This window comes from Microbacterium sp. NPDC087868 (genome assembly GCF_044900755.1).
GTDB classification, from domain to species: domain Bacteria; phylum Actinomycetota; class Actinomycetes; order Actinomycetales; family Microbacteriaceae; genus Microbacterium; species Microbacterium galbinum.
Map to the genome: position 1 here is coordinate 788,674 of NZ_JBJDNO010000002.1, position 25,802 is coordinate 814,475.

24 protein-coding genes are annotated in these 25,802 nt (G+C 69.8%); 8 read left to right on the plus strand and 16 right to left on the minus strand.

Annotated features, from left to right (window positions below; translation table 11 throughout):
• Positions 1 to 63 precede the first annotated feature (63 nt).
• The 5 genes from ACI2JZ_RS09230 to ACI2JZ_RS09250 form a co-directional block, all read right to left on the minus strand.
• Complete coding sequence (locus tag ACI2JZ_RS09230; protein WP_404597297.1) at positions 64 to 1,599, minus strand: alpha-N-arabinofuranosidase; 1,536 nt, start codon at positions 1,597 to 1,599, stop codon at positions 64 to 66.
• A 45-nt stretch (positions 1,600 to 1,644) separates the two neighbouring features.
• On the minus strand, positions 1,645 to 2,580 hold the full coding sequence (locus tag ACI2JZ_RS09235; protein WP_404597298.1) for a carbohydrate ABC transporter permease: 936 nt from the start codon (positions 2,578 to 2,580) through the stop codon (positions 1,645 to 1,647).
• A complete protein-coding gene (locus ACI2JZ_RS09240) occupies positions 2,580 to 3,518 on the minus strand; it encodes a carbohydrate ABC transporter permease (protein WP_247624484.1) in 939 nt (312 codons plus the stop codon). The genes ACI2JZ_RS09235 and ACI2JZ_RS09240 overlap by 1 nt, the downstream gene beginning before the upstream one ends.
• The gene (locus ACI2JZ_RS09245; RefSeq protein ID WP_247956944.1) at positions 3,515 to 4,852 is read right to left on the minus strand and encodes an extracellular solute-binding protein; all 1,338 of its coding nucleotides are present in this window, start codon (positions 4,850 to 4,852) and stop codon (positions 3,515 to 3,517) included. The genes ACI2JZ_RS09240 and ACI2JZ_RS09245 overlap by 4 nt, the downstream gene beginning before the upstream one ends.
• Before the next feature lie 91 nt (positions 4,853 to 4,943).
• The gene (locus ACI2JZ_RS09250) at positions 4,944 to 5,990 is read right to left on the minus strand and encodes a LacI family DNA-binding transcriptional regulator (protein ID WP_247624486.1); all 1,047 of its coding nucleotides are present in this window, start codon (positions 5,988 to 5,990) and stop codon (positions 4,944 to 4,946) included.
• A 78-nt stretch (positions 5,991 to 6,068) separates the two neighbouring features.
• Between ACI2JZ_RS09250 and ACI2JZ_RS09255 the strand changes: the two genes are divergently transcribed.
• Entirely contained in the window at positions 6,069 to 7,328 is a 1,260-nt protein-coding gene (locus ACI2JZ_RS09255; RefSeq protein WP_404597299.1) for a D-arabinono-1,4-lactone oxidase, read from the plus strand.
• 87 nt (positions 7,329 to 7,415) lie between these two features.
• Here the strand turns inward: ACI2JZ_RS09255 and ACI2JZ_RS09260 are convergent, their stop codons facing one another.
• From ACI2JZ_RS09260 to ACI2JZ_RS09280, 5 genes are all read right to left on the minus strand, one after another.
• Positions 7,416 to 8,141 (minus strand): hypothetical protein, encoded by a 726-nt coding sequence (locus ACI2JZ_RS09260; RefSeq protein ID WP_404597300.1) that lies wholly within the window; start codon positions 8,139 to 8,141, stop codon positions 7,416 to 7,418.
• Between the two features lie 294 nt (positions 8,142 to 8,435).
• Positions 8,436 to 10,304 carry a glycoside hydrolase family 127 protein gene (locus ACI2JZ_RS09265; protein WP_404597301.1) on the minus strand — a complete coding sequence of 623 codons (1,869 nt, stop codon included), beginning with the start codon at positions 10,302 to 10,304 and terminating at the stop codon, positions 8,436 to 8,438.
• The gene (locus ACI2JZ_RS09270) at positions 10,301 to 11,191 is read right to left on the minus strand and encodes a carbohydrate ABC transporter permease (RefSeq protein WP_404597302.1); all 891 of its coding nucleotides are present in this window, start codon (positions 11,189 to 11,191) and stop codon (positions 10,301 to 10,303) included. The genes ACI2JZ_RS09265 and ACI2JZ_RS09270 overlap by 4 nt, the downstream gene beginning before the upstream one ends.
• 14 nt (positions 11,192 to 11,205) lie before the next feature.
• Positions 11,206 to 12,111: a carbohydrate ABC transporter permease gene (locus tag ACI2JZ_RS09275; protein ID WP_404597303.1), complete on the minus strand. Its 906-nt coding sequence runs from the start codon at positions 12,109 to 12,111 to the stop codon at positions 11,206 to 11,208.
• A 278-nt stretch (positions 12,112 to 12,389) separates the two neighbouring features.
• A complete protein-coding gene (locus tag ACI2JZ_RS09280; RefSeq protein WP_404597304.1) occupies positions 12,390 to 13,688 on the minus strand; it encodes an ABC transporter substrate-binding protein in 1,299 nt (432 codons plus the stop codon).
• Between the two features lie 182 nt (positions 13,689 to 13,870).
• Here ACI2JZ_RS09280 and ACI2JZ_RS09285 point away from each other — a divergent pair, with 182 nt between their 5' ends.
• On the plus strand, positions 13,871 to 14,896 hold the full coding sequence (locus tag ACI2JZ_RS09285; RefSeq protein WP_404597305.1) for a LacI family DNA-binding transcriptional regulator: 1,026 nt from the start codon (positions 13,871 to 13,873) through the stop codon (positions 14,894 to 14,896).
• Positions 14,897 to 14,990: 94 nt separating this feature from the next.
• On the opposite strand, the gene ACI2JZ_RS09290 is transcribed toward ACI2JZ_RS09285, so the two are convergent.
• Both ACI2JZ_RS09290 and ACI2JZ_RS09295 read right to left on the minus strand, forming a co-directional pair.
• Positions 14,991 to 15,836, minus strand: a complete 846-nt coding sequence (locus ACI2JZ_RS09290) for an NAD-dependent epimerase/dehydratase family protein (RefSeq protein WP_404597306.1) — start codon at positions 15,834 to 15,836, stop codon at positions 14,991 to 14,993.
• 46 nt (positions 15,837 to 15,882) lie between these two features.
• Entirely contained in the window at positions 15,883 to 16,467 is a 585-nt protein-coding gene (locus tag ACI2JZ_RS09295) for an antibiotic biosynthesis monooxygenase (RefSeq protein WP_336641695.1), read from the minus strand.
• Positions 16,468 to 16,611: 144 nt separating this feature from the next.
• On the opposite strand from ACI2JZ_RS09295, the gene ACI2JZ_RS09300 reads away from it, so the two are divergent.
• Positions 16,612 to 17,796: a thiolase family protein gene (locus ACI2JZ_RS09300; RefSeq protein ID WP_404597307.1), complete on the plus strand. Its 1,185-nt coding sequence runs from the start codon at positions 16,612 to 16,614 to the stop codon at positions 17,794 to 17,796.
• Between the two features lie 2 nt (positions 17,797 to 17,798).
• Here ACI2JZ_RS09300 and ACI2JZ_RS09305 read toward each other — a convergent pair whose 3' ends face one another.
• Positions 17,799 to 18,302, minus strand: coding sequence for a MarR family winged helix-turn-helix transcriptional regulator (locus tag ACI2JZ_RS09305; protein ID WP_247624492.1), 504 nt, complete (start codon positions 18,300 to 18,302; stop codon positions 17,799 to 17,801).
• 112 nt (positions 18,303 to 18,414) lie between these two features.
• Between ACI2JZ_RS09305 and ACI2JZ_RS09310 the strand changes: the two genes are divergently transcribed.
• From ACI2JZ_RS09310 to ACI2JZ_RS09330, 5 genes are all read left to right on the plus strand, one after another.
• On the plus strand, positions 18,415 to 19,350 hold the full coding sequence (locus ACI2JZ_RS09310; RefSeq protein ID WP_404597308.1) for an NADP-dependent oxidoreductase: 936 nt from the start codon (positions 18,415 to 18,417) through the stop codon (positions 19,348 to 19,350).
• Between the two features lie 454 nt (positions 19,351 to 19,804).
• Positions 19,805 to 21,307: a CoA-acylating methylmalonate-semialdehyde dehydrogenase gene (locus ACI2JZ_RS09315; RefSeq protein WP_404597309.1), complete on the plus strand. Its 1,503-nt coding sequence runs from the start codon at positions 19,805 to 19,807 to the stop codon at positions 21,305 to 21,307.
• A gap of 62 nt (positions 21,308 to 21,369) precedes the next feature.
• A complete protein-coding gene (locus tag ACI2JZ_RS09320; protein WP_404597310.1) occupies positions 21,370 to 22,557 on the plus strand; it encodes an acyl-CoA dehydrogenase family protein in 1,188 nt (395 codons plus the stop codon).
• On the plus strand, positions 22,554 to 23,447 hold the full coding sequence (gene mmsB, locus ACI2JZ_RS09325; RefSeq protein ID WP_404597311.1) for a 3-hydroxyisobutyrate dehydrogenase: 894 nt from the start codon (positions 22,554 to 22,556) through the stop codon (positions 23,445 to 23,447). The genes ACI2JZ_RS09320 and mmsB overlap by 4 nt, the downstream gene beginning before the upstream one ends.
• 62 nt (positions 23,448 to 23,509) lie before the next feature.
• On the plus strand, positions 23,510 to 24,286 hold the full coding sequence (locus ACI2JZ_RS09330) for an enoyl-CoA hydratase-related protein (RefSeq protein WP_247624497.1): 777 nt from the start codon (positions 23,510 to 23,512) through the stop codon (positions 24,284 to 24,286).
• A 14-nt stretch (positions 24,287 to 24,300) separates the two neighbouring features.
• Here ACI2JZ_RS09330 and ACI2JZ_RS09335 read toward each other — a convergent pair whose 3' ends face one another.
• Genes ACI2JZ_RS09335 through ACI2JZ_RS09345 form a run of 3 tightly spaced genes read right to left on the minus strand, consistent with a single transcriptional unit; the run spans position 24,301 to position 25,755 of the window.
• Positions 24,301 to 24,744 carry a YdeI/OmpD-associated family protein gene (locus ACI2JZ_RS09335; RefSeq protein ID WP_247624498.1) on the minus strand — a complete coding sequence of 148 codons (444 nt, stop codon included), beginning with the start codon at positions 24,742 to 24,744 and terminating at the stop codon, positions 24,301 to 24,303.
• A gap of 20 nt (positions 24,745 to 24,764) precedes the next feature.
• Positions 24,765 to 25,217 carry an SRPBCC family protein gene (locus tag ACI2JZ_RS09340; protein WP_404597312.1) on the minus strand — a complete coding sequence of 151 codons (453 nt, stop codon included), beginning with the start codon at positions 25,215 to 25,217 and terminating at the stop codon, positions 24,765 to 24,767.
• A 1-nt stretch (position 25,218) separates the two neighbouring features.
• Positions 25,219 to 25,755: a MarR family winged helix-turn-helix transcriptional regulator gene (locus ACI2JZ_RS09345; protein WP_247956933.1), complete on the minus strand. Its 537-nt coding sequence runs from the start codon at positions 25,753 to 25,755 to the stop codon at positions 25,219 to 25,221.
• Between the last annotated feature and the right edge of the window lie 47 nt (positions 25,756 to 25,802).

Here is a 25,802-nt window from a genome sequence, read left to right on the forward strand (position 1 = left end):
ACAGGCTCAGGGACCCGGGGGTGGCTCAGGGACCCGGGGTGGCTCACGGCCCCAGAGGCGCCGTCAGGCGCGCGTCACCTCGAGCTCGATGACCGACCACGACAGGGCCGGCAGGGTCGCGCGCACCGTGCCGTCGACGATCTCGGCGGCGGCGAGCGGCACCATGTGCACGGTGTCGGGGGTCGTCTCGAGGTTGGCGGTCCGGCGGTCGCCGCCCTCGGGGATCGTGAGCGTCTCGGCCTGACCCACGCGGAGGTCGCCGAGGCCGTGCAGGTCGATCGTCAGGTCGTTCGCCGAGTCGAGCGAGCGGTTGGCCACGAACACGACCAGGCGTCCGGTCTCCTCGTCCCACGTGGCGGCCGCATCGACCGAGTCGACATCGCCGTAGCGCTTCGTCGCGATCTGCGAGGCCGAGACGGCGAGGCGCAGGATGCGCCCCTTCGCCAGCCGCGCCATCCGCTCGAACGGCCAGAAGCTGGTCTGGCGCCAGGCCGGACCGTTCTCCTCCGAGCGGATCGGCGCGATCACGTTCACGAGCTGCGCCTGGTTGGCGATGCGCACGCGGTCTCCGTGCCGCAGCAGGCTGTTGAGCAGGGTGCCGACGACGACGGCATCCGTCACCGAGTAGGTGTCCTCGATGAGGCGCGGGTGCTCGCGCCAGCCGGCCTTCGCGATCTCGCCCGCCTCGACGTCGTTGTACTTGCGCTGATCCCACACGTTCCACTCGTCGAACGAGATGTCGACCTGCTTGGTGTGCTTGCCGGCGGCCTTCACGGCGTCGACCGTCGCGATGACGCCCTCGATGAAGCCGTCCATGTCGACCGACTCCGCGAGGAACGACTCGGTGTCGCCGTCGTGCTCCTGGTAGTACGCGTGCATCGAGACGAAGTCGACCTCGTCGTAGGCGTGGGTGAGCACGGTGTGCTCCCACGACCCGAACGTCGGCATCGACCTGCTCGACGACCCGACCGCCACGAGTTCGATCGACGAGTCGACCAGCTTCATGGCCTTGGCCGACTCCTGCGCGAGACGGCCGTACTCGGCAGCGGTCTTGCCGCCGATCTGCCACGGCCCGTCGAGCTCGTTGCCCAGGCACCACAGCTTGATGTCGAAGGGCTGCTCGGCGCCGTTCTTGCGGCGCAGGTCCGACCAGTACGTGCCGCCCGGGTGGTTGGCGTACTCGACGAGTGCACGGGCCTCCTCGACGCCGCGGGTGCCGAGGTTGATCGCCTCCATCACCTCGACGTCGGCCTCCTTCGCCCAGTCCATGAACTCGTGCAGGCCGAAGGCGTTGGTCTCGATCGTGTGCCAGGCGCCGTCGATGCGCACCGGGCGGTCCTCGACCGGGCCGACGCCGTCTTCCCAGCGGTAGCCCGAGACGAAGTTGCCGCCCGGGTACCGCACGACCGTCGGCCCCATCTCCTTCACCAGGGCCAGAACGTCCTGACGGAATCCGCGTTCATCGGCCTGCGGGTGCCCCGGCTCGTAGATGCCGGTGTACACGCAGCGCCCCATGTGCTCGACGAAGGACCCGAAGAGCCTCCGGGGAACGTCGGCGATGGTGAAGTCGCGGTCGATGGTGATGCGGGCGTGAGACATTGCTCTCCTTGATTGCGGCGGATGCCGGGGTGCGGGGGTGCGGGATCACTGACCGCCGAAGCCGCTCGTCGCGACTCCCTTGACGATCTGCTTCTGGAAGATGAGGAACACGACGATGAGCGGGAGCGCGGCGAGCACGGCCTGGGCCATGACCTGCGCGTACTGCACGCCGTAGGCGCTGATCACGGTCTGGAGCCCGACCGGCAGCGTCATGAGCGTGGTGTCGTTGATGACGAGGAACGGCCACAGGAAGTTGTTCCACGCTCCGATGAACACGAAGATCGCCACGGATGCCAGGATCGGCCGCGACAGCGGCAGCACGATCGACCAGAAGATGCGCAGGCGGCTGGCGCCGTCGACGCGGGCGGCGTCCTCGAGCTCGATCGGGATCGCGTCGAAGAACTTCTTGAGGATGAACACCATCGCCGGGGCCACGACCTGCGGCAGGATCAGACCCCAGTGCGTGTCGATCAGGTTGAACGCGAGCATCTCGTAGAACAGCGGGATGATCAGCACCTGCGGCGGCACGACGATCGAGGCGATGATCACGACGAACAACCACTTGCGGCCGGTGAAGTCGAGCCGCGAGAAGGCGTAGGCGGCCAGAGCCGAGATCGTCAGCGTGATGAGGGTGACGGCGACCGAGGTCCACAGGCTGTTGAGCGCCCAGACGTACACGTTGCCCTGCGAGAGGATCGCCGTGAACGCCTCGAAAGTGGGGCCGCTCGCGCCGATCCATCCGGGATCGCCGGATGCGGCATCCGTCTCGGTCTTGAAGGCGGTCGCGACCGCCCAGAGGAACGGCAGCAGCCATCCGATCGCGAGGAGCGCCAGCACCACGAACGCGGCGATGCGCAGCGGCGAGAACGGCTTCTGGCCGGGGAGCTTCGGGCGCGCGGTGCGCCGGTGGCGGGGAACGGTGAGCGTGCGGGTGTGGTCGTCGGATGCGGACTCGGTGGGGATGAGGGTGGCGGAGGACATCACTGCTCCTTCTTGCGACGCGTGACCAGGGCCTGCGCGACGCCGATGATGACGATGAGGGCGAAGAAGACGTACGAGATCGCCGCGGAGTATCCGAAGCGGTAGTTCACGAAGCCGGCCTCGTAGATGTACTGCACGATCGAGCGCGTGGTGTCGCTCGCGACACCGCCGAGCATCTGGTACGCCTGGTCGAACAGCTTCAGCGACGCGAGGATCTGCAGGATGAGGATCAGCACCGTGGCCGGTCCCAGTTGCGGGAGCGTGATCGACCAGAACTGGCGCCAGGCGCCGGCCCCGTCGAGGGATGCCGCCTCGTACTGCTGCGGGGGGATGTTCTGCATGGCCGCGAGGTAGAGCAGGAAGTTGAACCCGACCGTCCACCACACCGTCGCGATCACGATCGACAGCATGTTGGTGTCGGAGTTCTGCAGCCACGCGATCGGCTCGAGACCGAAGAACTTCAGGATGTTGTTGGCCGCGCCGATCTGCGGGTTGAAGATCCACACCCAGATCTGCGAGATCACGGTGGACGCGAGCAGGTACGGCATGAAGAACGACAGCCGCCAGAGCCACTGCCCGGGCAGGCCGCGGTCGACGAGTGCCGCCATGAGCAGCGCCACGGCGACGAGCGGCACGGTCGACAGCAGCGTGAACCACACCGTGTTCCACATCGACTGCCACATGACGGGATCGACGAGGGCTTCGGCGTAGTTCGCGAAGCCGACGAACCCTCCGCCGGCGCCCGTGAGCGACTGGTCGGTGAAGCTCAGATAGATGCCGTGCAGGATCGGCCATGCCAGGAACAGCACGAAGGCGATGAGGAACGGAACCAGGAAAGCCCAGCTGATGAGCTGCTCGCGCTTGCGGGAGCCGGCGCGGCGGAGACGGAAATCGGATGCCCCGCCGGTGACGAGGGTGCGGGTGGCGGTCGAGGTCATGACTTCCACGTCCCTTCGGGGTCGGCCGGATTGGGTTGGCGCAGCAGCGTGTTCACGCGCGCCTCGAAGCGGTCGATCGCGGCGGCCGGATCGGCGCCCGAGAGGAGCACGTTCTGCACCGCGGCACCGAACTCGCCCTGGAAGCTCGAGCCGGAGCCCGTGAACCACGCGGTCGGGTCGTAGACGACGTGGTCGGCGGCCGAGGCGTAGTGCGCCTGGGGCACGAGGTCGTCGTAGGCGGGCGATGAGGTCACGGGGAGGTAAGCGGGGATGTGCCCGGCCTCGGCCCACTGGAACGAGTCCTTCAGCATGTCGGCGACGAAGCGGTACACGAGGTCGCGGCGCTCGTCGTTCGCGTTCGCCTGGTGCGGCAGCACGAAGGAGTGCGAGTCGGCGTACACCGCCGGTGTGCCGTAGAGGGTCGGGATCGTGGTCGCATCGAACGGCAGGTTCGCGGCCTGCATCGTGCGCAGCTCCCAGACACCGGTCATGAGCATGCCGCTCTTGCCGGTCGCGAACTCGGCCACGGCTCCGCCGTAGTCGGCGCGCGCGGCCGCGATCTCACCGTCGAGGAGCGTCTGCATGAAGCGGAGCGCCTCGACCGCGGCATCCTTGTCGATCACGGCCTTGCCGCCCACGGGCAGTTCGATCTGCAGGCCGTGCTGCGCGTAGAGGCCGTAGAACAGGCGCCACATCTGGGCGCCATCGCCGAGGTAGCCGAACGACAGGGCGTGATCGGGAGCCTGGGCGCCGACCTCGCGGAGCTGGTCGACGAACTCCTCGGGCGACGAGGTCTCACGCAGCGTGCCGTCCGAGTCGAGCACCCCCGCGGCGTCGCAGATGTCTGTGTTGAACATGAGCACGAAGGGGTGGGCGTCGAGGGCGACGCTGAAGAGCCGGTCGCCGACGAAGCCCTTCTCCCAGATCGGGCCGGGGAAGGTGGAGCGATCGACGCCGAGCTCGGCGAGGCGGTCGACGTCCCAGGCGTCGAGGAGCCCGCCGGGGGCCCAGCCGTTCACGCGGGTGGCGTGCATGATCGCGACGTCGGGGGCGCGTCCGCCGGCGCCCGCCATCGCGAGCTTCGTGTAGTACGGCGTGCCCCAGGCGAGCACGGTGGGGCGGATGCGGTAGTCGGACTGCGCCGAGTTCACGCCGTCTAGCAGCGACGACATCGTCACGCCGTCGCCTCCCGAGAGCAGGTGCCAGAACTGGAGGGTCTCGGTGCGAGAGCCGGTGGGGGAGAGAGGGGAGCAGCCGGCGAGCAGTGCTGCGCCGGCGGTGAGCGTGGCGGCGGTGAGGAACTGCCGGCGGGACAGATCGAGCGGGGGCGTCATCGTCACTCCTTCGTGACCGGATGGTGGACGCCTCATCATTACATCGATGTAATCGCGGGCGCAAGCGTGCGATCCGAACGAATACAGGGTCCTAAGGGCGGTAGCCGAGCGGTGCGGCCTTCGTGCTGTCTCTCTCGAGGAGATGATGCGACAGTGTCAGCGCCCGCGGGGGAGCGGCCCGGTCGTCCATGCGGGTCTCGAGCAGGCCGAGGGCGGCGACCGCGAAGGCCCGACGGTCGAACGCGATGGTCGTCAGTGAGGGCGAGGTGTACTTCGAGAACTCGACGTCGTCGAAGCCCGTGACGATCACGTCCTCCGGCACGCGTACACCGCGGTCGTGCAGGGCGTGCAGGGCGCCGAGGGCGAGGGAGTCGGTGAAGGCGACGATCGCATCGAAGGCGACGCCGCGCTCGAACAGCGTGCGCACGGCATCCGCCCCGCCCGCCATCTCCCACGGCAGGCGATTGACCTCGAGCGCGGGGTCGCGGGGGATGCCGGCCTCCCGCAGTGCGTCGTGCACGCCCTCGAGTCGCAGGCGGCTCGTCGCCGTGGCGACCGAGGGGTCGTCGTCGGCGCCGACCACCGCGATCCGCCGGGCGCCGCGCGCGAGAACGTGCCGCGTGGCGTCGGCGGCGGCGAGCCGGCTGTCGATGCGCACATGATCGGCGCGGTTCTGCTCGACCTCGCCGATCACGACGAGCGGCGGCAGGCGGTCGGCGTACTTGAGCACGCTGTCCTCGAGACGGATGGGGTTGAGGATCAGGCCGTCGACGAGGTGGGCGCGGGCGCGGGAGACCAGCTCCTTCTCACGCTCGGGCTCGGATGCCGTCTCCTCGATCTGCACGGCCAGCCCCCGCTCGTGCGCGGCTTCGACGATGCGGTGCACGAGCTCGGCCGAGAACGCGGTCGCAAGATCGGGGAGGGCGACGGCGATGATCCCCGAGCGTCCCTTGCGCAACCCGCGGGCGCTGAGATTCGGCACGAAGTCGAGCTGCGCCATCGCCGCTTCGACCTTGGAGCGCGTGTCGTCGTTCACGGGGACGGTGCCGGTGACGACATTCGAGACCGTCTTCGGCGAGACGCCGGCGAGAGCGGCGACGTCTTTCATCGTCGCGCGGCGCGGCGGGATCGTCGTCATGCGGTCAGCCTACCGGCGGGGTCGTCATCCGCCGCAGTACATCGTTGTAGAGGATGTGCTCCTGGCTATGCTGGCGCGATGGGCAACGAACGCAACTGGGCGAGCAACCTCACCTATCGGGCATCCCGGGTCGAGCACCCGACGTCGATCGACGCGCTGCGGGCGCTGCTCGCGCAGGGTGGACCGGTGCGGATGCTGGGCTCGCGCCACTGCTTCAACGACATCGCCGACACCGAGGGTGCGCTGATCGCCCTCGACCGACTGCCCGCGGTCTTCGAGGTGAGCCCGGAGCGCGACGCCGTGCGGGTGGCCGGAGGACTGCGCTACGGCGACATCGCCCCGCTGCTCGCCGCCGAGGGGCTCGCGCTCGCCAACCTCGCCTCGCTGCCGCACATCTCCGTCGCCGGTGCCGTCGCCACCGGAACCCACGGCTCCGGTGACGCGATCGGCTCTCTCGCGAGTGCCGTGCGCGCCCTCACGATCGTCACCCCGGGTGGCGAGACGCGCGAGCTGCGTCGCGGCGACGTCGACTTCGACGGTGCGGTCGTGAGTCTCGGCGCCCTCGGCGCGGTCGTCGACCTCACCCTCGACGTCGAGCCGACCTACGACGTCGCGCAGCACGTCTTCGAGCACCCGTCGTGGGACGCGATCCTCACCGACCTCGAAGCGGTCACCGGCATCGGCACGAGCGTCAGCGTCTTCTCGACCTGGCAGCACACCGACGTCGCCGACCAGATCTGGGTCAAGCAGCGCCTCCCCGAGGCGCGCGAGGCCGCCCGCGAGTCCCTGTTCGAGAGCCTGGGGGCCGAAGCTGCGGCGAGCAAGCGGCATCCGATCCTCGGCGTCGACCCCGTCGCGTGCACCGAACAGCTCGGCGCGCCCGGGCCGTGGTTCGAGCGGCTCGCGCACTTCAAGCTCGAGTTCACCCCTTCGGCCGGTGCCGAGATCCAGAGCGAGTACCTCGTGCCCCGCGCCGACGCCGTCGCCGCGATCCAAGCCGTGCGCTCGCTCGCCGGGCAGATCTCTCCGCTGCTGCTGGTGAACGAGATCCGCACGGTGAAGGCCGACGACCTCTGGCTGAGTTCGTCGCACGGCACGGAGGCCGTCGGCATCCACTTCACCTGGAAGCCCGACGAAGCAGCCGTGCGCGCGTTCCTGCCGACGCTCGAAGCGGCGCTGCCGCCCACCGCCCGCCCGCACTGGGGCAAGGTGTTCGCGCTCGACGCCGCCGAGGTGCGCGAACGGTATCCGCGTTTTGACGACTTCGCCGCGCTGGCCGCGCGCTTCGACCCGGAGCGGCGTCTCGTCAACCCGTATCTGGAGCGGCTCGGGCTGTAGGGCCGTCGTCTGGTCGCTTATATGTCTCGTGAAGCCTCGGAGAAGGCGGTGAGTGCTGACCTGGGATTGCGCATTCGGTTGCGCTGCTTATCCGCTTGTAGCGGATAGCCAATCAAAGGCTTCACTCTCGGCGGGAAGAATCAGTTCGTCGGCGTAACGCTGAAGGCCGAGCGCGGCGCGCTCCGCAGTCTCTAGTGCTGCCGCAGCCCTGCTTTCACTCTCATCTGGCGACAGCTCGAAGCTCTGTTCCGGTGTCCATTTGTAGTGCGCGAACTGATTGCGAACGTTCGCGACGGCGCGGATATCCCGCGACAATTCCTCGGGCATTCGCTCTTCGAAGAGCAGCAACCAGAGGGTTCCAGTCTTGTCGTAAATCGACCGCTTCATGACCTCAATAGTCTCGGCTTCCGAGAGTGAGCGCCGGACGCCGCCGTCTCGGATGGATCGATTAAGGAGATGCTCCAGGTGCAACCCGTAGAAGACGAAGGCGTACTCTAGGTTTCCGTCCGCCGCAAATCTGCGTGCATCTTCCAGAATTGTGCTGCTGTGGTCGACGACGGGAGCGACCTGAAACGTGCCCGATGCCCAGTGGGTCCGGAATTCACGCCATGCGAGTGTCCGCAACTCATCCAACGTGACTGTGGCGGCATCGACATCGCCGCGGAGGATGATTAGGCGAGCGGCGCTGCGAAGGATGCTTTCGACGAGATCCTCCTGGAGCGCGCGCGCTTCGGGCGTGTCGAGAAGCGCCAGCAGCTTAGCTTCCTTCTCGTCGGTAACGGGGTGCGACAGGTTGTCGGGGCGACGCGACATTCGATAAGTCTTGCACGCGCGCGCCAGCTCTATCGGGAGATGGCAATGAGCGCAGTCGGGCAGCGGGGATGCGATTGCCGCAGCGCTCTCCAACTCAGAGCGTTGCGGCGGAACGGTGGCAAATCCGACCGGTGCCTGGAGACGCATGACCACGACCTTGGCTTGGCTCACGTCCGATCGAACAGTGTGCGCTGCGATCGCTGCTTGGCCGCAGGCTTCTCGCCCCGGTTCATGTGCGGCGCCCGCGGGACATGCGCGCAGTGGTGTGGCGCAAGCGAGCGAGATGAAGGGCCACTACTCGACGGGCACCCACACCCGCATGGTCGAGGGGCCGCGGCGGGCCCAGTCGTGGTACGCCACGAGAGGCGCGTCGACGACGTCACCGGTCGAGCGCAACCGCACCGGCAGCGTCACCCGACCTCCCGCCTCGACGGGGTTGCCCGCGACGACGCCCTCTCCCACGTCCGCTCCGAGATCGACCGATTCGAGTGCCAACACCTCGGGTCCGCGTTCGATCGCGATGCTGCCGCGCACGGCATCCACCATCGGATGCGGAACCGTCGCACGCACCGTCAGCGGCAGCACCAGGTCGACGACGTCGCCCGTCCGGAAAGCTCGGCGCACGGAGAAGACCCCGGGCGCGGCCGGATGCTCCGCCCCCCCGTCGCCCGTCGAGACGCGCACCACGGCATCCGTCGCCCACTCCGGAACCCGCAGAGTGAGCGTGAACTCCACCTCTTCGGCGATGGTGATGCGGATGCCGCCATCGGCCGGGTATCCCGTCTCGACGTCGAATGTCACGCGTCGCCCGTCGGGCAGCGTCGTACGCACGGAGGCCGGCGCGTACTGGTGCAGCTGCACGCCGTCGTCGTCGGCGGTCGCGAGGTACGCGGCGAGGCTCGCGAACGTGCGGGCGACGTTCGGCGGGCAGCACGACACCTCGAACCACGGCGCCCGCAGCGACGACGAGGCGCGCTTCGAGGTGCCGTCGGGGTCGGCGGGCACGCCGGGAACCCGCTGATGCAGCGTGTTGGCGTAGTAGAAGCCGCGCCCGTCGGATGCCGGAGAGGTCGCGACCACGTTGAACAGCGTGCGCTCGATGAGGTCGGCGTGCCGGGGCTCGCCGGTCGCGAGCAGCAGGCGCCACGAGAACATGATCGAGCCGATCCCCGCGCAGGTCTCGGAGTAGGCGCGGTCGGGCGGCAGCTCCCAGTCCTCGCCGAACGCTTCGTCCTGGTGGTGCGAGCCCTGCCCGCCGGTCACGTAGGTGCGCCGCTCGACCGTGCGGTCCCACTGGGCGCGCAGGGCGTCGAGCAGATCGGCATCCGATCGCTCGACCGCGACGTCCGTCGCCCCGGCCGACAGGTAGTTCGCCCGCACGGCGTGGCCGCGCAGAGCCGTCGCCTCCCGCACCGGCACGTCGTCCTGGAAGTACTCCTGCCCCCACTCGATCTCGCGCAGCGAGCCGTGCCCGTGCCGTTCGACGAAGAGGGCGGCCTGGTCGATGAAGCGCTGCTCGCCGAGTGCGCGCCCGAGTTCGGCGAGACCGACCTCGACCTCGGCGTGACCGCAGATTGCGTCGCGCCGCTCCGGGCCGAACTCGCGGCACACCAGCTCGGCCGCGCGGCGGGCTACCTCGATGAGGCCGTCGTCGGCGTCGGGCCGCGTGCGGTGACGGGCGACCGCCGCCTGGAAGAGATGTCCCAGGCAGTAGAGCTCGTGGCCCCACTCCAGGTCCGACCAGCGCGGTGCCTGCCCCGGGCGTCCGAACATCGTGTTCAGGTAGCCGTCGGGCTCCTGCGCTTCGGCGATACGGGCGACGACCCGACGGAACCGCTGCTCGAGAGGCGCGTCGGCCGCGGCATCCGTTCGGGCGATCTCCCACGCCAGCGCCTCGAGGTACTTGTAGATCTCGGAGTCCGAGAACTCCCGTCCGCGGCGTCCGTCGGGCAGGGTGCCGGCGACCGCGAGGTCGTAGTTCGGCAGCCAGCCCTCGCTCTCGAGGCGTGACTCGATGTGCGCGAGCGTCGCCTCGCCGTTGACGGCCTGGCGTTCGCCCCAGAATCCTCCGGTGATGCGCACCTCGTCGAGGCCGAGGGGGCGCAGGCGCCCGCGGGTGGGAACGACCGGCGCGGCCGGTGCGGTGGTGTCGAGCATGGTCATCCCTTGAAAGCGCCCGACATGAAGCCGCGCACGTAGTGTCGTTGGAGGATCAGGAACAGCAGGATGCAGGGGAGCGCGAGCACCACGACCCCGGCCTCGGTGGCGCCGTAGTCGACGACGCCCTGCACCTGCCCTCGGAGGTTCGCGACCGCGAGCGGGAGCGTCATGCGGTTCGTGTCGTTGATGAGGATCAGCGGGGCCATGAAGTCGTTCCACGCGGTGAGGAAGGCGAACAGGCCGACCGTCACCAGCCCCGGCTTCACCGCCGGCAGCAGCACCCGCCATAGGGCCCCCCAGCTGGAGCATCCGTCGACCATCGCCGCCTCGTCCATCTCCTTCGGGATCGACTCGAACGAGATGCGCATCATGAACATCGAGAACGGCAGCTGGAACATCGTGATCACCAGCGCGACCCCGACGAGCGAGTTCTGCAGGCCGACCGCGTTGAGGATCACGTACAGCGGGATCAGGAGCGTGGCGTACGGCACCATGAGGATCGCGAGCGTCAGCAGGAACAGCGCGTTCTTGCCGGGGAACGAGAACCGGGCGAACGCGTAGCCGCCGAGCAGCGAGATGAAGAGCGTGAGCGCGACCGTGAGCACCGACACGAACAGCGAGTTGCCGAGGTAGACCCAGATTCCCGCCTGGTACTCGCCGAGGGCGGCGTAGTTGCCGAAGCCCCAGCCGTCGGTCTGGCTGGTGCCGGCCATCGGGCTGACCGACGAGACGCCGGTCCAGATGAGCGGGTACAGGAAGATCACCGCGAGGGCGCTCGTGAAGACCCAGTATGGGATGCCGTAGACCACGCGCGCGGCCTTCGACCGGTAGCGCGGGGAGGTGGGTGGGCTGTGCGGAGCGACGATGGTGCGGGTGAGTGTCTGAGACATGGCGGATCCTCGTTTCAGTTCTCATCCGCGCGGCGGAACGCGCGCAGCTGGAAGACGTTGATGACGATGAGGGCGAGCAGCACGATCACCGAGAGCGCGCCGGCGATTCCGAGGCTGTTCTGGCCCTGGAAGGCGACGTTGTAGATGAGCTGCACGACCGTCATGGTGCTGTTGTCGGGGCCGCCCTTGGTGAGGATGTAGAACTGCTCGAACGCGAGCAGCGACCCGGTCACGCACATCACGGTGGTGAGCGCGAAGGTCGGCTTCAGCAGCGGCACGGTGATGTAGCGGAAGGTCTGCCAGCGGCTCGACCCGTCGATGCGGGCCGCCTCGTAGACGTCGTCGGGGATGCCCTGCAGGCCCACGAGCATCAGCAGCATGTAGAACCCGGCGTAGCGCCAGACGATGAGGAAGATCGTCGACCACAGCGCTCCGTCGGGGGTGCCGAGGAACGTGATTCCCCACGACTTCATCAGGTCGGCGAAGGGGCCGGCGATCGGGGAGTACAGCACGTAGAACAGCAGCGAGGCGGATGCCAGGCCGAGGGCGCTGGGGATCAGGAAGGCCGTGCGCAGGAACCCCTTCCAGCGCGTCGACTCCTGCACGAGCAGGGCGAGACCGAGGCCCAGCGCGATGAGGATCACGGTCGTGATGACCGTGTACAGCAGGGTGAAGCGCACCGAGTCCCAGAAGAGGCGGTGGGTGACGGCATCCGCGTAGTTCTCGGGGAAGTTGAGCCCCTGGTTGCCGCTGAGCAGCGGCCAATCGGATGCCGACATCTGCAGTACCAGCGCCAGGGGCACCACGAACAGCAGGGCGACGAAGATCGCCGTCGGCGCGGCGTACAGCCAGCCCTGCACGGGGCCGCCGAAGCCGGTGCGCGCGCGGCGGCGGCGCAGCGGTGGTGCGGTCGAGGTCATCTCGGTCTCTTTCGTCGAGTGTCGTGGCCGGGAGGCGGGGGCGGGCGAGGGGTGCGGTGGGGGGGGGGGGGCCCCCCCCCCCCCCGGGTAAAAGGCGACACCGTACCCCGGATCTACACCGTGTAGGGCGGCCCCCCGGACGCCCCCCTCACCCCCGCGGTGGGCCCCCGCGGGTGGGTGCGTGTTAATCGGGGACTTTTTCGTCTTTGTTGGGGCCGGGGGGGGGGGGGGGGGGGGGGGGGGGGGGGGGGGGGCGCGGACGCCACCCCACCGGTGGATCACTGCGACAGGATCGCCGTGATCTCCTCGTTGTCGGCCGGCACCGAGTCCTCGCCGTTCAGCACGGCGTTGCGCACGAGCGTGAGCCACGGGCTGCCGGGGGCGTTGAACGCCTGCTGGAAGTTCATCGCCACCGGGGTGCTGCCCTGTGCGGCGACCTCGTTGATCGTGACGAGCCGCGGGTCGGCGGCGGCGTACTCGTTGTCGGCGAGGTCGGAGCGCGAGACGGCGTTGCCGTCCTTCGCGAGCACCTCGACCTGGGCCTCCTCCGACATCATCCACTGCAGGAAGTTCCAGGCCTGCGCGGACTTCTTCGAGTCCTTCGAGACGCCGATCCCGTCGCCGCCGACGAAGGTCGAGGCGCCGCCGTCGACTCCGGGAATGCCGGCGACTCCGGCGTCGAACTCGAGCGAGGGCAGCAGGGTCGCGGGGAACGGCATGACGCCGACCTTGCCCTCGCTGAACGCGGCCGTCCACGTGGGGCCGGTCTCGTCGGTCGACGAGGGCAGCACCGCTCCGGCATCCTGCAGCTCGGCCCAGGTGTCGTACACGGCCTGTGCGCTGTCGCTGCCGAGCAGCGACTCGGTGCCGTCGTCGTTCATGACCTGATCGCCCGAGGCCCAGATCGACGGGAACCAGGTGAAGACGAGGCATCCGCCGCAGTTGAGGCCGGTGGCGGTGCCGTAGACGTCGGGCTTGTCGAGCGCCTGCACGGCCTGCGCCGCCGCCGAGAACTCCTCGAGCGTCGCGGGGGCCTTCTCGGGATCGAGGCCCGCTTCGGCGAAGAGCTCCTTGTTCCAGAACAGCATCGACAGGTCGAGGGCGAACGGCAGCACGTGCTCCTTGCCGTCGAGGGTGCCGGCCGAGAGGTGGCCCGGGTTGATCGCGTCCTTGTAGTCGAGGCCGTCGATCTGCTCGGACAGGTCCTGGAACAGGCCCTGCTCGACCCAGTTGGGCACGTAGACGATGTCGGCGGCGAACAGGTCGGGCAGTCCGCTCGACCCGGCGGCGGCGCCGACCTTCGCGACGTAGTCGTCGTTGGGGACGACCGTCAGCTCGACCTGGTTCTCGTGCGAGGCGTTGTACGCGTCGACGAGGAGGTTGGCCTGGCGCTCGATCGGAGCGCGGGTCCAGAGCGTGAGCGTCGAGCCGTCGTCGACGCCCTCGGCGGGGATGGGCTCGGCGGGGCCGGTGTCGTCGCCGCCGGCGGCGCAGGCCGCGAGCGGGGTGACGAGCAGGCCGGTGACGGCGAGGACGGTGACCGTGCGTCTGAATGCACGGGGTCGGGTGATGTGCATGGGATTGCCTCCAGGACTCTTCGGTGAGCGGATGCTGTCGTCGGGCGACGGCGGTGTCGAGGTCGATCTGAGGGGCGGTTTTCGAAATCTCCGAAACCCCTTTCGAAAAGGTATATCGTGAAGTTCGGCGCGCGGTCAAGAGATCGTCCGATAACCTTTCAGCAACCTTCAGGGGGCGAGTGATGGCAATGAACGAGTCAGCGGGCAAGACGACGACGCTCAGCGACGTCGCCCGCCTGGCGGGCGTGTCGACCGCGACGGCATCCAAGGCGCTCAACGACCGCGGCGACGTCGCCGCCGCCACCCGCACCCGCGTGCTCGCCGCGGCGGACGAACTCTCGTTCACGCCCAACGCCATGGCGCGCGGCCTGCTCGCCGGACGCACCGGCACCGTCGGCCTCCTCACGAGCGACCTCGAGGGCCGCTTCATGATCCCGATCCTCATGGGTGCCGAAGACGCGTTCGGGGCGGGGCGCATCAACGTCTTCCTCTGCGACGCCCGGGGTGACAGCATCCGCGAGCAGCACCACCTGCGCGAACTGCTCAGCCGGCGCGTCGACGGGATCATCGTCGTGGGCCGCCAGACCGACCCGCGGCCCTCACTCGGGCAGGACCTGCCCGTGCCCGTCGTCTACGCGTACGCGCCGTCCGACGACCCGCGCGACCTCTCGCTCACGCCCGACAACTACGCCGGGGGACGCCTCGCGATCGAGCATCTGCTCGCGTGCGGGCGCCGCCGCATCGCGCACATCTCCGGCGAGCCCTCGTACGCCGCCGCGCAAGACCGCCTGGCCGGGGCCCGCGCCGCGCTCGGCGAAGCCGGGCTCGAACTCGTCGGTGAGCCCATGTTCTCGGAGTGGACCGAGCACTGGGGGCGGGATGCCGGCGCCCTGCTGCTGCAGCGGCATCCCGACATCGACGCGATCTTCTGCGGCTCCGACCAGATCGCCCGCGGCGTGCTCGACTCGGCCCGCGACCTCGGACGCTCGGTGCCCGACGACCTCGCCGTCATCGGCTACGACAACTGGGAGGTGCTCGCCACCAACGCGCGGCCCGAGCTCACCAGCATCGACGCCAACCTGCAGCAGCTCGGTCGACAGGCCGCCCAGCGCGTGTTCGACGCGATCGACGGCGTCGACATCGGCGAGGGCTCGCACCACCTGCCGGTGCGCCTCGTCATCCGCGGCTCGACCATCGCCCGGCGGTAGGGCGGGTGGCCCTTCGTCTCGCTTCGCTCGCTCAGGAACCGGGTTTCGAGTCCGGTCCCTGAGCGAGGAGCGCAGCGACGAGGCGAAGGGCGCGTCAGACCTCGTCGCGCCAGGAGTGCTGCGGGTCGTAGCCCAGAACCCGCCGCGCTTTGTCGATCGACAGCAGCGTCTCGTTCGGCCCGACGTCGCGGGTGACCGGCACGCCGGGGAAGACCTCGGCGATCAGCTCGGCGTTCGGCTGCGACATCACCGTGTCGGCGGCCGCGATGATGAACCTGTCGAACCCGGGGGTCGCGACCTCGAGGGCGCGCTGCACGGCCTGGGCGCCGTCGCGGGCGTCGATGTACCCCCACAGGTTCCACTTGCGCAGCGTCGCGTCGGCGTCGAAGGCGGGGAACGCGGCATAGTCCTCGGGGTCCATGACGTTCGAGAACCGCAGCGCGGTGATCGAGACCTCCGGGTGCCAGCGCACGAGCTCGGTCGCCAGCTGCTCCTCGAGCGTCTTCACCAGCGAGTACACCGACTCGGGCCGGGCCGGATAGTCCTCGTCGACCGGGATGTAGGGCGGCGGCACGTCGAACGGCAGCCCCAGCACGGTCTCGCTCGACGCGTAGACGATGCGACGGATGCCGAGGCGCACCGCCGCCCAGAACACGTTGAACGTGGCCGGCATGTTGTTGTGGAAGGTGGCGACGTCGCTGCGGATGCCGGGAGCGGGGATCGCCCCGAGATGCACGACCGCGTCGATGCCCTCGTGCCGGTCGCCGACCGCGGTGAACGCGTCGACCACCTGCCCGTAGTCCGTCAGATCGACCTGCACGAAGTCCGGACCGCGGACCCCCGTGACGTCCATCCCGATGACCTCGTACCCGTTCGCCCGGAGTTCCCTCGCGACGACGCGGCCGAGCTTGCCCGATGATCCGGTGAGAGCGATGCGCATGTCACCACAGTGCCACGGCATCCGCTCCCGGGGGTGTCCCTTGACTTCAGCGCGCCAGCCAGTGGCGCAGGCGCCGGGTCACCCAGGGCAGCACGAGGTAGGCCATGATCGGCGTCAGCACCGCGGTGGTCACGAGCACCCGCAGCCAGATCGGCAGCGCATCCCATCCCGGCACGGGTGACATCGCGTACGTGAAGGCGAGGTTGACCGGGAAGAACCCGAGCCAGATCGACACCGCCTGCTTCCACCGCGGCGGGGCGTTCACGACCGCGACCTCGGCCCGGCCATCCGTCGTCTGCACCGTGATCGTGCCGGTGGTCGGCTCGTCGAACCAGCCCTCGATTCCGGTGCGGCGGCGCGAGCGCTCGCTGCGCACGAAGCCCTCGCCCATCGACAACCACCAACCGCGCTCGCCGGAGTCCTCCCACGCGGTGAGCGTCTGCTCGTCGGCGAACCGGTACAGCATGTGCCAGACGTTGGTCTCATCGCCTGACCGCACCCAGCCCGACCCGAGGAATCCCGGGTACTTGTTGGCGAGGTTGACGCCGGTCTGCACCCACGCGGTCGCCTCGGCGATGCGGGCGGGGTCGACTTCACGGCGGATGGACACGGTGATGGGATCACTGGACATGGTGGGGTCCTCGAGAGAGCGGGCGGCCCGGGTCGCGGGCCTGCGTGCGGGGTGCACCGGGGTGATGGCGCGTCGTCGATTCTATTCGCGGCGTGTGACGGGCGGATTACGGCGCGGGCGCAGCGATCGGCGCAGAATGGGGGAATGAGCACGCGCAGCGAAGCCGTTCTGGTCGATGTCGTTCGCACCCCGGTCGGGCGCGGCAAGCCCGGGGGTGCGCTCTCGGGAGTGCATCCGGTCGATCTCGCCGCCGGAGTGCTGCAGGCGCTGCTCGAGCGCAACGGCCTCGACTCGCGTCAGATCGACGACGTGCTGCTCGGCTGCGTGAGTCAGGTGGGAGACCAGTCGACGAACATCGCGCGCCAGGCGGTGCTGGCCGCGGGCTTCGACGAGAGCGTGCCGGGGGCGACGATCGACCGGCAGTGCGGGTCGAGCCAGCAGGCGGTGCACATCGCGGCGCAGGGGATCATGGCCGGCGCCTACGACATCGTGATCGCGGGCGGGGTCGAGTCGATGAGCCGGGTGCCCCTCGGATCGTCGGCGGCCGGCGGCTCCCCGATGTCGCCGCGCGTGCGCGCCCGGTATCCCGAGGGGCTGGTGAACCAGGGAGTCTCGGCCGAGCTGATCGCGCAGCGCTGGGGGCTCGACCGTGACGCGCTCGACGCCTACGCCGCCGAGTCGCACCGGCGGGCGGCGGATGCCTGGGCCGAGGGCTTCTTCGATCGCACGGTCGTCGGGGTCGTCGAAGCGCCGGATGCCGTGACAGACGAGACCGTGCGAGCGGGAACCACGGCGGAGGGGCTCGCGGGTCTGAACCCGGCCTTCCGCACGGACGCGCTCGCCGCGCGCTTCCCCGACCTCGACTGGCGGATCACCCCGGGCAACTCCTCGCCCCTCACCGACGGCGCCTCGGCCGCGCTGCTGATGAGCGCCGAGAGAGCCGAATCGCTCGGGTTGGTTCCGCGCGCCGGCATCCGCTCGTTCGCCGTCGTCGGCGACGACCCGCTGATGATGCTGACGGGGCCGATCCCGGCGACCCGGCGGATCCTCGACCGCAGCGGCCTCACGATCGACGACCTCGATGCGTACGAGGTGAACGAGGCGTTCGCGTCGGTGCCGCTGGCCTGGGCGGCCGAGCTCGGTGCCGACCCGGCCAGGCTCAACCCGCGCGGCGGCGCGATCGCGCTCGGCCATGCGCTCGGCTCGTCGGGTACGCGCCTGCTCGGAACACTCGTGGATCACCTCGACGCGGTGGGTGGCCGCTACGGGCTGCAGACGATGTGCGAGGGCGGCGGCATGGCCAACGCGATGATCGTCGAGAGGCTGTAGGGCTACTCGGCCGTCCTGCGGCGGCGGGGCGCGGCCGAGCGCGGGGGGATCCGGCGCATGTGCTCGCGCACCTTCTCGAGCGGTGCGGTGAGCGAGCGGACGTCGTCGGCGTCGAGCGGCGCGAGGAACAACCTTCGCAGCTCGCCGATATGCCCCGGGAAGACGGCGGAGAGTACGGCCCGCCCGGCGTCGGTGATCGTGAGCGTCACGCCGCGCTCATCGTCGGGCGACGGGGCGCGCGTCACCAGGCCCCTCTTCTCGAGCAGGCCGGCCTGGTGGGTGAGGCCGCTGCGGCTGAGCACGATGCCATCGGCCAGCGCGGTCATGCGGGCGCTGCCGTTCGGTGAATCCCCGAGGGTCGCGAGCAGTTGGAACTGCACGTAGCTGAGGTCTCCGGTCTCCTTCAGCTGCTGTTCGACGGCGTGCCGCAGCAGGCTGCTCACTTCGATCAGTGCGAAGTACGCACCGAGTTCGGCGGGGTCGAGGGGAGGGGTGTCGGCGGCCATGCTCTCCAGTGTAGGTGTTTCGATCTCGAATTAGTTGCTTCGATATCGAAGCAGTGATACGGTTCGATAAGTGCTTCGACTTCGAAGCATCTGAATCGAGAAGGAAGTCATCATGAAGGCAGCACGTTTCCACCAGCTCGGCGGCCCCGAGGTCCTGCGCGTCGACGAGGTCGAGGTCCCCGAGCCTGGCGAGGGTCAGGTGCGCATCCGCGTCGCGGGCGCCGGTTTCAACCCCGCCGACGGCGGCATCCGCGGGGGAACCCTCCCGTTCCCCGTCGCGCTCCCGCACACCCCCGGTTACGACGTCGCCGGCACGATCGACGCGATCGGGGTCGGCGTCGACGGTCGGGCGATCGGCGACAGCGTCATCGGATTCCTCTCGATGACCGACGACGGCGCGGATGCCGAGTGCGTCGTCGCGCCCGCGGATCTGCTGGTCGCCGCGCCCGCGGTGGGAGATCTGGCGGATGCCGCGGCGCTCCCGTCGGTCGCACTGACGGCGTGGCAGGCGCTGTTCGATGTCGCCGGGCTGCAGAAGGGGCAGCGCATCCTGATCGTGGGCGCCGGCGGAACGGTCGGTGAGTACGCCGTGCAGCTGGCGAAGCACGCGGGGGCGTTCGTGATCGCGACGGCGAGCCCGCGCAGCCGTGCCGCGGTCGAGGCTGCCGGCGCCGACGAGGTCGTCGATCACACGGTGGGTTCGGTGCGCGACGGGGTGGGGGCTCCGGTCGAGGTGCTGCTGAATCTCGCGCCGATCGAGCCCGAGGAGTTCGCGGCGCTCGTCTCACTGGTGGGCGACGGCGGCTTCGTGGTCAGCTCGACCGCGTGGATGCCGACGCCCGGCGACGAGGGCCGAGGCGTGCGCGGCGAGACCGTGTACGTGCGCAGTGATCCCGATCAGCTCGCGCATCTCGTCACCCTGGTCGACGACGGGTCGCTGCGGGTGGTGGCGTCGCGTCGCGTGGGTCTCGAGGAGGTCGCGTCGGTGCACGCGGCCGCCGCGGCCGGCACGCTGCGCGGCAAGGTCGTCGTCGTCCCGAGTGCGTGAGGGGGCATAACTCAGGACGGATGCGCCGAATCGGCCGCGAACCGGGCCCGAATCGGCCGATCGGCGCCGTTCGTCCGGAGTCATGGACGGTGGATGCTGCGGCTGACGCGCCCGGAAGACGGAGAAGACCCCCGCCGACCCGATTCGGCGGGGGTCTGCGGGCGCTTGGCGCCCGAGGCGCGGAATCCTGTGACTTCCCGATCCGGTCTGAGTCGTCCGCGCATCTGTAGTTGTAGTTCGCCGAAGTGACCGGCCGGTGAACGCCGCCTCAACATCCGGATGCTGCTCCGACCGGTGCGAAATGTCGATTCTGGGGCTCGATACCCGGCATTCGCGACCGATCGGTGCGCTTTTCGGGAGGGGTGGCCGTGAGATGCATGGACGCCCTAGTAAATACGCGGGGATCGAAGTAAACTCGCGATGTGCCAACGATGGCACGAAGGGACGTCGCACAATGACTCGTACCATCCCGCATTTCGTGGGCGGATCGCACCTCACGCCGGCTGACGGGCGCTTCGCCGACGTGTTCGATCCCAGCACCGGCGCCGTGCAGGCCCGCGTGCCGCTCGCCTCGGCCGACGAGGTGCGCGCGGTGATCGCGAACGCCGAGGCCGCCCAACAGGAGTGGGCCGCCACCAACCCGCAGAAGCGCGCCCGTGTGCTGCTGCGCTTCCTCGATCTGGTGCAGCGCGAGATGCAGTCTCTCGCCGAGCTGCTCGCGAGCGAGCACGGCAAGACCGTCGATGACGCGAAGGGCGACATCCAGCGCGGGCTCGAGGTCATCGAGTTCTCGGCCGGCGCCCCGCACCTGCTCAAGGGCGAGTACTCGACCGGCGCCGGCGCGGGCATCGACGTCTACTCGATGCGCCAGCCCCTCGGTGTGGTCGCCGCGATCACCCCGTTCAACTTCCCCGCGATGATCCCCCTCTGGAAGGCGGGCCCCGCGCTCGCCGCGGGCAATGCCGTCGTGCTCAAGCCCAGTGAGCGCGACCCCTCGGTGCCGGTGCGCCTCGCCGAGCTCTTCCTCGAAGCCGGGCTCCCCGCCGGCGTGCTCAACGTGGTGCACGGCGACAAGGAGGCCGTCGACGCGCTGCTCACCGACGACCGCATCCGCGCCGTCGGATTCGTCGGCTCCACGCCGATCGCCGAGTACATCTACGCCACCGCAGCGGCGCACGGCAAGCGCGCCCAGTGCTTCGGCGGCGCGAAGAACCACATGATCGTGATGCCCGACGCCGACCTCGATCAGGCGGTCGACGCGCTGATCGGCTCGGGATACGGATCGGCCGGTGAGCGGTGCATGGCGATCTCGGTGGCGGTACCGGTCGGGCAGCAGACGGCGGATGCTCTCGCCGCCAAGCTCCTCGAACGCGTCGGGCAGTTGCGGGTCGGGCCGTCGCTCGCGGCCGATGTCGACTACGGACCCCTTGTCACCCGCGCCGCGGTGGAACGGGTCGAGGGATACATCCAGCAGGGCGTCGACGAGGGCGCGACGCTGCTCGCCGACGGCCGTGGGTTCACGGTCGCCGGCCACGAGGAGGGGTTCTACCTCGGACCGACGCTGTTCGACCACGTCACGACCGACATGGCGATCTACCGCGAGGAGATCTTCGGCCCGGTGCTCGTGATCGCCCGCGCCGCCGACTACGAGGAGGCGCTGCGCATGGCCTCGGAGCACGAGTACGGCAACGGCGTCGCGATCTTCACGCGCGACGGCGACGCCGCCCGCGACTTCGCCGCCCGGGTCGAGGTGGGCATGGTCGGGGTGAACGTACCGATCCCGGTGCCCATCGCCTATTACACGTTCGGCGGCTGGAAGCGCAGCGGGTTCGGCGACCTCAACCAGCACGGCGCCGACGCCTTCCGCTTCTACACGAAGACCAAGACGGTGACGAGCCGCTGGCCCGCGGCGGGCATCCGCGACGGTGCCAGCTTCGTCATCCCCACGATGCACTGACCACATCTTTTGCGGTTCCTGAGCCTGTCGAAGGGCAGGAACCCAGGATCAAGGAGTCGATGATGACCATGACCGACGTGACCACCCCCCTCACCGCCGACGAGCGCGACGCGATCCTCGAGGCCGTGCGCGAGTTCACCGAGATCGAGCTCGCCCCGCACGCGCTCGAGCGCGACGAGCAGCACATCTTCCCCCGCGAGTCGCTGGGCCGCGGCGGCGAGCTGGGCCTCGGCGGCATCTACGTGCGCGAGGAGTCCGGCGGCACGGGGCTCAGCCGCACCGACACCGTCGCGATCTTCGAGGAGCTCGCGCAGGGCGACCCCGCGGTCGCGGCGTACATCTCGATCCACAACATGGTGGCGTGGATGATCGACACCTACGGCAGCGACGAGCAGATCGCCCGGTGGATGCCCGATCTCGCCTCCATGGCGGAGTTCGGCGGCTACTGCCTCACCGAGCCGGGCGCCGGATCGGATGCCGCGAACATCGCCACGAGCGCGGTGCGCGACGGCGACGACTACGTGCTCACCGGCGTGAAGCAGTTCATCTCCGGCGCGGGCGAGGCCGCGGTGTACGTCGTGATGGCGCGCACCGGCGGCCCCGGTGCCGGTGGCATCAGCGCCATCCTCGTCCCCGGCGATGCCGAGGGGCTCGGCTTCGGCGCCCTCGAGAAGAAGATGGGGTGGCACGCGCAGCCCACGCGCCAGGTGATCTTCGACGGAGTGCGGGTGCCGGCATCCGCTCTGCTCGGCGAGGAGGGGCGCGGTTTCGCGATCGCGATGTCGGCCCTCAACGGCGGCCGCCTCAACATCGCGGCCTGCTCGCTGGGCGGCGCGCAGTGGGCGCTCGACCGGGCCGTGCAATACGTGCACGAGCGGGTCGCGTTCGGCGAGCCGCTCGCCGAAAAACAGTCGATCCTGTTCCAGATCGCCGACATGCGCACCGAACTGCAGGCCGCGCGCCTCATGGTGCGCGACGGCGCGGCGGCGGTCGACGCGAAGGCGCCGGACGCGACGATGCGCTGCGCGATGGCCAAGCGCTTCGCGACGGATGCCGGGTTCGACATCGCCAACCGCGCGCTCCAACTGCACGGCGGCTACGGGTACCTGCAGGACTACGGCATCGAGAAGGTCGTGCGCGACCTGCGGGTGCACCAGATCCTCGAGGGCACGAACGAGATCATGCGGCTCATCGTCGGGCGCGAGATGCTGCGGCCCGCCGGCTCGGCTTCGATGCGGAGCGCATCATGAGCCGCATCGCCTTCCTCGGTCTCGGCCACATGGGCCTGCCGATGGCGGTCAACCTCGTGAAGGCCGGGCACGAGGTGCAGGGGTTCGACCCGGTGCCGGCGGCAGTGGATGCGGCGCGGGCCGCCGGCATCCCGATCGCGGCCAGCGGGGCGGATGCCGCAGCCGATGCGGATGCCGTCATCACGATGTTCCCCGCCGGGAAGCACGTGCTCGACGCGTACCACGGCGGGCTGCTCGCGGCGGCCCGGCCCGGCACGCTGTTCATCGAATCGTCGACGATCGCGGTCGACGAGGCGCGCGCGGCGCACGCGCTCGCGCTCGCCGCGGGGCACCGCAACATCGACGCTCCCGTCTCGGGCGGGGTCGTGGGAGCCGAGAACGGAACGCTCGCGTTCATGGTGGGCGGCAGCGACGAGGACTTCGCCGCTGCCCTTCCGCTGCTCGAGGCGATGGGTAAGAGGATCGTGCACTGCGGCGGTTCCGGGCTCGGCCAGGCGGCGAAGGTGTGCAACAACATGGTGCTCGCCGTGTCGCAGATCGCCGTCGCCGAGGCGTTCGTGCTGGGGGAGCGGCTGGGGCTCGAACATCAGGCGCTGTTCGACGTGGTGTCGCAGGCATCCGGTCAGTGCTGGTCGATCACCACCAACTGCCCCGTGCCGGGTCCGGTGCCGACGAGTCCCGCGAACCGCGACTATCAGCCGGGCTTCGCCGGTGCGCTGATGGCCAAGGATCTCGGGCTCGCCCTGCAGGCGATCGAGCAGACCTCGACGGATGCCCGCATGGGTCGGCTCGCCCAGCAGCTCTACGCCGCCTACGCCGCGGGCGATGGCGGCGGCCGCGACTTCTCCGGCATCATCACCGACATCCGCGACTCCGCACCCCGTTCCTGAGCGAGTGGAGCGAGAGGAAGGACGCGGGCGCGATACTGAAGACCACGCGACGAAGGAGAGACATGACCGAGTACGAGACGATCCTGGTCGAGCAGCGCGGACGCGTGGGGTGGATCACGCTGAACAGACCGCAGGCCCTGAACGCCCTGAACGGCCGGGTGTCGGAGGAGGTCACGGCCGCAGCGGTCGCGTTCGACGCCGATGAGGGCGTGGGGGCGATCGTGGTCACCGGGTCCGAGAAGGCCTTCGCCGCGGGTGCCGACATCAAGGAGATGGAGGGCATGTCGTCGGCGGAGATGCTCGCCACCGACCACTTCGGCGCATGGAGCGACTTCGCGGCCGTGCGCACGCCCGTGATCGCGGCGGTCTCGGGCTTCGCACTGGGCGGCGGATGCGAGCTGGCGATGATGTGCGACATCATCCTCGCCGCCGACACCGCGAAGTTCGGGCAGCCCGAGATCAACCTCGGCGTGATACCCGGCATGGGAGGAACGCAGCGGCTCATCCGTGCGGTCGGGTACTACAAGGCCGCCGAACTCGTGCTCTCGGGGCGGATCATCGGCGCCGAGGAGGCCGAGCGGATCGGTCTGGTCTCGCGGCTGGTGCCGGCATCCGATCTGCTCGCCGAGGCGACGACACTCGCCGAGACGATCGCGTCGAAGTCGCTGCCCTCGCTCTATGCCGCGAAGGCCGCGCTCGACACCGCGATGGAGACCTCGCTCACCGACGGCCTCGCGCACGAGAAGCAGGCGTTCGCGCTGCTCTTCGACACCGAGGATCAGAAGGAAGGCATGGCCGCGTTCCGTGAGAAGCGGCAGCCCGACTTCCGGAACAGATGACTCCCGCGCCCGCCTCAGCCCCGCAGCGACTCGACGATCTTGGCGAGGCGGCGCTCGCGGGTGGCTTCCTGCTTGGCCTCGGCGATCGCGCGAGCGTGCTCCTTGCGGGCCGAGTAGGCGAGGGTGTCGAAGGCGGCGCGCAGCGCGGGGTCGGCGTCGAGGGCGGCAGTGAGTTCGGCGGGCTCGTCGACGGTGCGCTCAGCGGCGTCGAGGCGGATGACGGCGTCGACCTCGTCGCCGATCTCGACGCCCAGTTCGGCGCGCGACGCCTTGCTCAGGCCGATGAGGTTGCGCCCTCCCATGCGGCTGAGGCGCAGGCGGGCGGTGCGCTCGCCGATCGTCACCGCCACCGGGAAGGCCTTGCCCGCGCCGAACGATTCGACCTGCTCATCGGTGAGGACGATGGCGGTCGCCGGGCCGCCCGCCGGGAGGGTCGTGTGGATGCGCAGCTCTCTCATGCGCACAGGGTACGCCGGGATCAGGGGTTCTCGAGTTCCGCCACGAGGGTGCGGTTGCGCGCGGCGACCACGCGACGCATGTACTCGCGCAGGAACAGTGCGTCGACCGCGCGCCCGATCGGGCCGAACGGCGAGCGGAACGTCACGACGTCGCGCATGAGGGTGCCCCGCGGATGCTCCGCGAACGAGTGCACGTGCAGGAACGACCCGAACGGCCCCGAGATCTGCCGGTCGCGGAACCCGCGCGGGGGATCGATGTCGAACACCCGCGACCGCAGCCGGAACGGGATGCCGAAGTGCCGCGCCCGCCAGGTGACCGTCGAGCCCTCGGTGAACGCCCCGCCGGCGGGAGCTTCGACCATCGTCTCGCCGTGCGCCGCCATCGATCGCACGTGCAGCTCGGGATCGAGGGATGCCGCGAACACCGCGTCGACGGGAGCGGCGATCACGGTCTCGAGCACGAACTGCGCCATGTCAGAGGGGCTCCGGGGTCGGGCGGGGGTCGGTGAAGTCGCCGGCATCCTTGCGCAGGCGCGCGACGATCGCGACGAGCTCGGCCGCGTCGTCGCGATCGATGCCGGGAGACGCGAACACGTCGGCGTTGAGCGCGGCGGTGGCCCGCTCGACCAGGTCGCGACCGGCCACGGTGAGTGCGAGCAGGGCGGCGCGGCCGTCGTGCGGGTGCGGTTCGCGCACGATCAGCCCGTCGCGCACGAGGCGGTCGGCGGTGCTGGTGACGGTGGTCGCGTGCACCTGCAGGCGTGCCACCACGCTCGACAGGGGCAGGCGCCCCTCGCGGCTGAACGCGAGCAGGCGCAGCACCTCGTAGCGCGCGAAGCTCAGTGCGAAGGGCTTGAGGGCCTGATCGACGCGGGCGAGCAGCAGCTGCTGCGCCCGCATGACCGAGGTCACGACGGCCATGCCGTCGGCGGCATCCGTCCATCCGTGCGCGAGCCACTGCCGCTTCGCCTCGGCGAGCGGATCCACGGGCAGGGGGCGGGGACGGACCACGCCTCTACGGTACTCGGCGCGCGCGCCGCCGAGCGGATGCCGTCACC

What these genes read in the sequence shown, in the direction of transcription:
- ACI2JZ_RS09255 (WP_404597299.1), top strand. Translation starts at nt 6,069, where the DNA reads ATGGGCAACGAACGCAACTGGGCGAGCAACCTCACCTATCGGGCATCC.
- ACI2JZ_RS09230 (WP_404597297.1), bottom strand. Translation starts at nt 1,599, where the DNA reads ATGTCTCACGCCCGCATCACCATCGACCGCGACTTCACCATCGCCGAC.
- ACI2JZ_RS09285 (WP_404597305.1), top strand. Translation starts at nt 13,871, where the DNA reads ATGGCAATGAACGAGTCAGCGGGCAAGACGACGACGCTCAGCGACGTC.
- ACI2JZ_RS09295 (WP_336641695.1), bottom strand. Translation starts at nt 16,467, where the DNA reads ATGTCCAGTGATCCCATCACCGTGTCCATCCGCCGTGAAGTCGACCCC.
- ACI2JZ_RS09305 (WP_247624492.1), bottom strand. Translation starts at nt 18,302, where the DNA reads ATGGCCGCCGACACCCCTCCCCTCGACCCCGCCGAACTCGGTGCGTAC.
- mmsB (WP_404597311.1), top strand. Translation starts at nt 22,554, where the DNA reads ATGAGCCGCATCGCCTTCCTCGGTCTCGGCCACATGGGCCTGCCGATG.
- ACI2JZ_RS09235 (WP_404597298.1), bottom strand. Translation starts at nt 2,580, where the DNA reads ATGTCCTCCGCCACCCTCATCCCCACCGAGTCCGCATCCGACGACCAC.
- ACI2JZ_RS09275 (WP_404597303.1), bottom strand. Translation starts at nt 12,111, where the DNA reads ATGACCTCGACCGCACCACCGCTGCGCCGCCGCCGCGCGCGCACCGGC.
- ACI2JZ_RS09315 (WP_404597309.1), top strand. Translation starts at nt 19,805, where the DNA reads ATGACTCGTACCATCCCGCATTTCGTGGGCGGATCGCACCTCACGCCG.
- ACI2JZ_RS09250 (WP_247624486.1), bottom strand. Translation starts at nt 5,990, where the DNA reads ATGACGACGATCCCGCCGCGCCGCGCGACGATGAAAGACGTCGCCGCT.
- ACI2JZ_RS09290 (WP_404597306.1), bottom strand. Translation starts at nt 15,836, where the DNA reads ATGCGCATCGCTCTCACCGGATCATCGGGCAAGCTCGGCCGCGTCGTC.
- ACI2JZ_RS09335 (WP_247624498.1), bottom strand. Translation starts at nt 24,744, where the DNA reads ATGAGAGAGCTGCGCATCCACACGACCCTCCCGGCGGGCGGCCCGGCG.
- ACI2JZ_RS09330 (WP_247624497.1), top strand. Translation starts at nt 23,510, where the DNA reads ATGACCGAGTACGAGACGATCCTGGTCGAGCAGCGCGGACGCGTGGGG.
- ACI2JZ_RS09245 (WP_247956944.1), bottom strand. Translation starts at nt 4,852, where the DNA reads ATGACGCCCCCGCTCGATCTGTCCCGCCGGCAGTTCCTCACCGCCGCC.
- ACI2JZ_RS09320 (WP_404597310.1), top strand. Translation starts at nt 21,370, where the DNA reads ATGACCATGACCGACGTGACCACCCCCCTCACCGCCGACGAGCGCGAC.
- ACI2JZ_RS09240 (WP_247624484.1), bottom strand. Translation starts at nt 3,518, where the DNA reads ATGACCTCGACCGCCACCCGCACCCTCGTCACCGGCGGGGCATCCGAT.
- ACI2JZ_RS09310 (WP_404597308.1), top strand. Translation starts at nt 18,415, where the DNA reads ATGAAGGCAGCACGTTTCCACCAGCTCGGCGGCCCCGAGGTCCTGCGC.
- ACI2JZ_RS09280 (WP_404597304.1), bottom strand. Translation starts at nt 13,688, where the DNA reads ATGCACATCACCCGACCCCGTGCATTCAGACGCACGGTCACCGTCCTC.
- ACI2JZ_RS09270 (WP_404597302.1), bottom strand. Translation starts at nt 11,191, where the DNA reads ATGTCTCAGACACTCACCCGCACCATCGTCGCTCCGCACAGCCCACCC.
- ACI2JZ_RS09265 (WP_404597301.1), bottom strand. Translation starts at nt 10,304, where the DNA reads ATGACCATGCTCGACACCACCGCACCGGCCGCGCCGGTCGTTCCCACC.
- ACI2JZ_RS09260 (WP_404597300.1), bottom strand. Translation starts at nt 8,141, where the DNA reads ATGTCGCGTCGCCCCGACAACCTGTCGCACCCCGTTACCGACGAGAAG.
- ACI2JZ_RS09340 (WP_404597312.1), bottom strand. Translation starts at nt 25,217, where the DNA reads ATGGCGCAGTTCGTGCTCGAGACCGTGATCGCCGCTCCCGTCGACGCG.
- ACI2JZ_RS09300 (WP_404597307.1), top strand. Translation starts at nt 16,612, where the DNA reads ATGAGCACGCGCAGCGAAGCCGTTCTGGTCGATGTCGTTCGCACCCCG.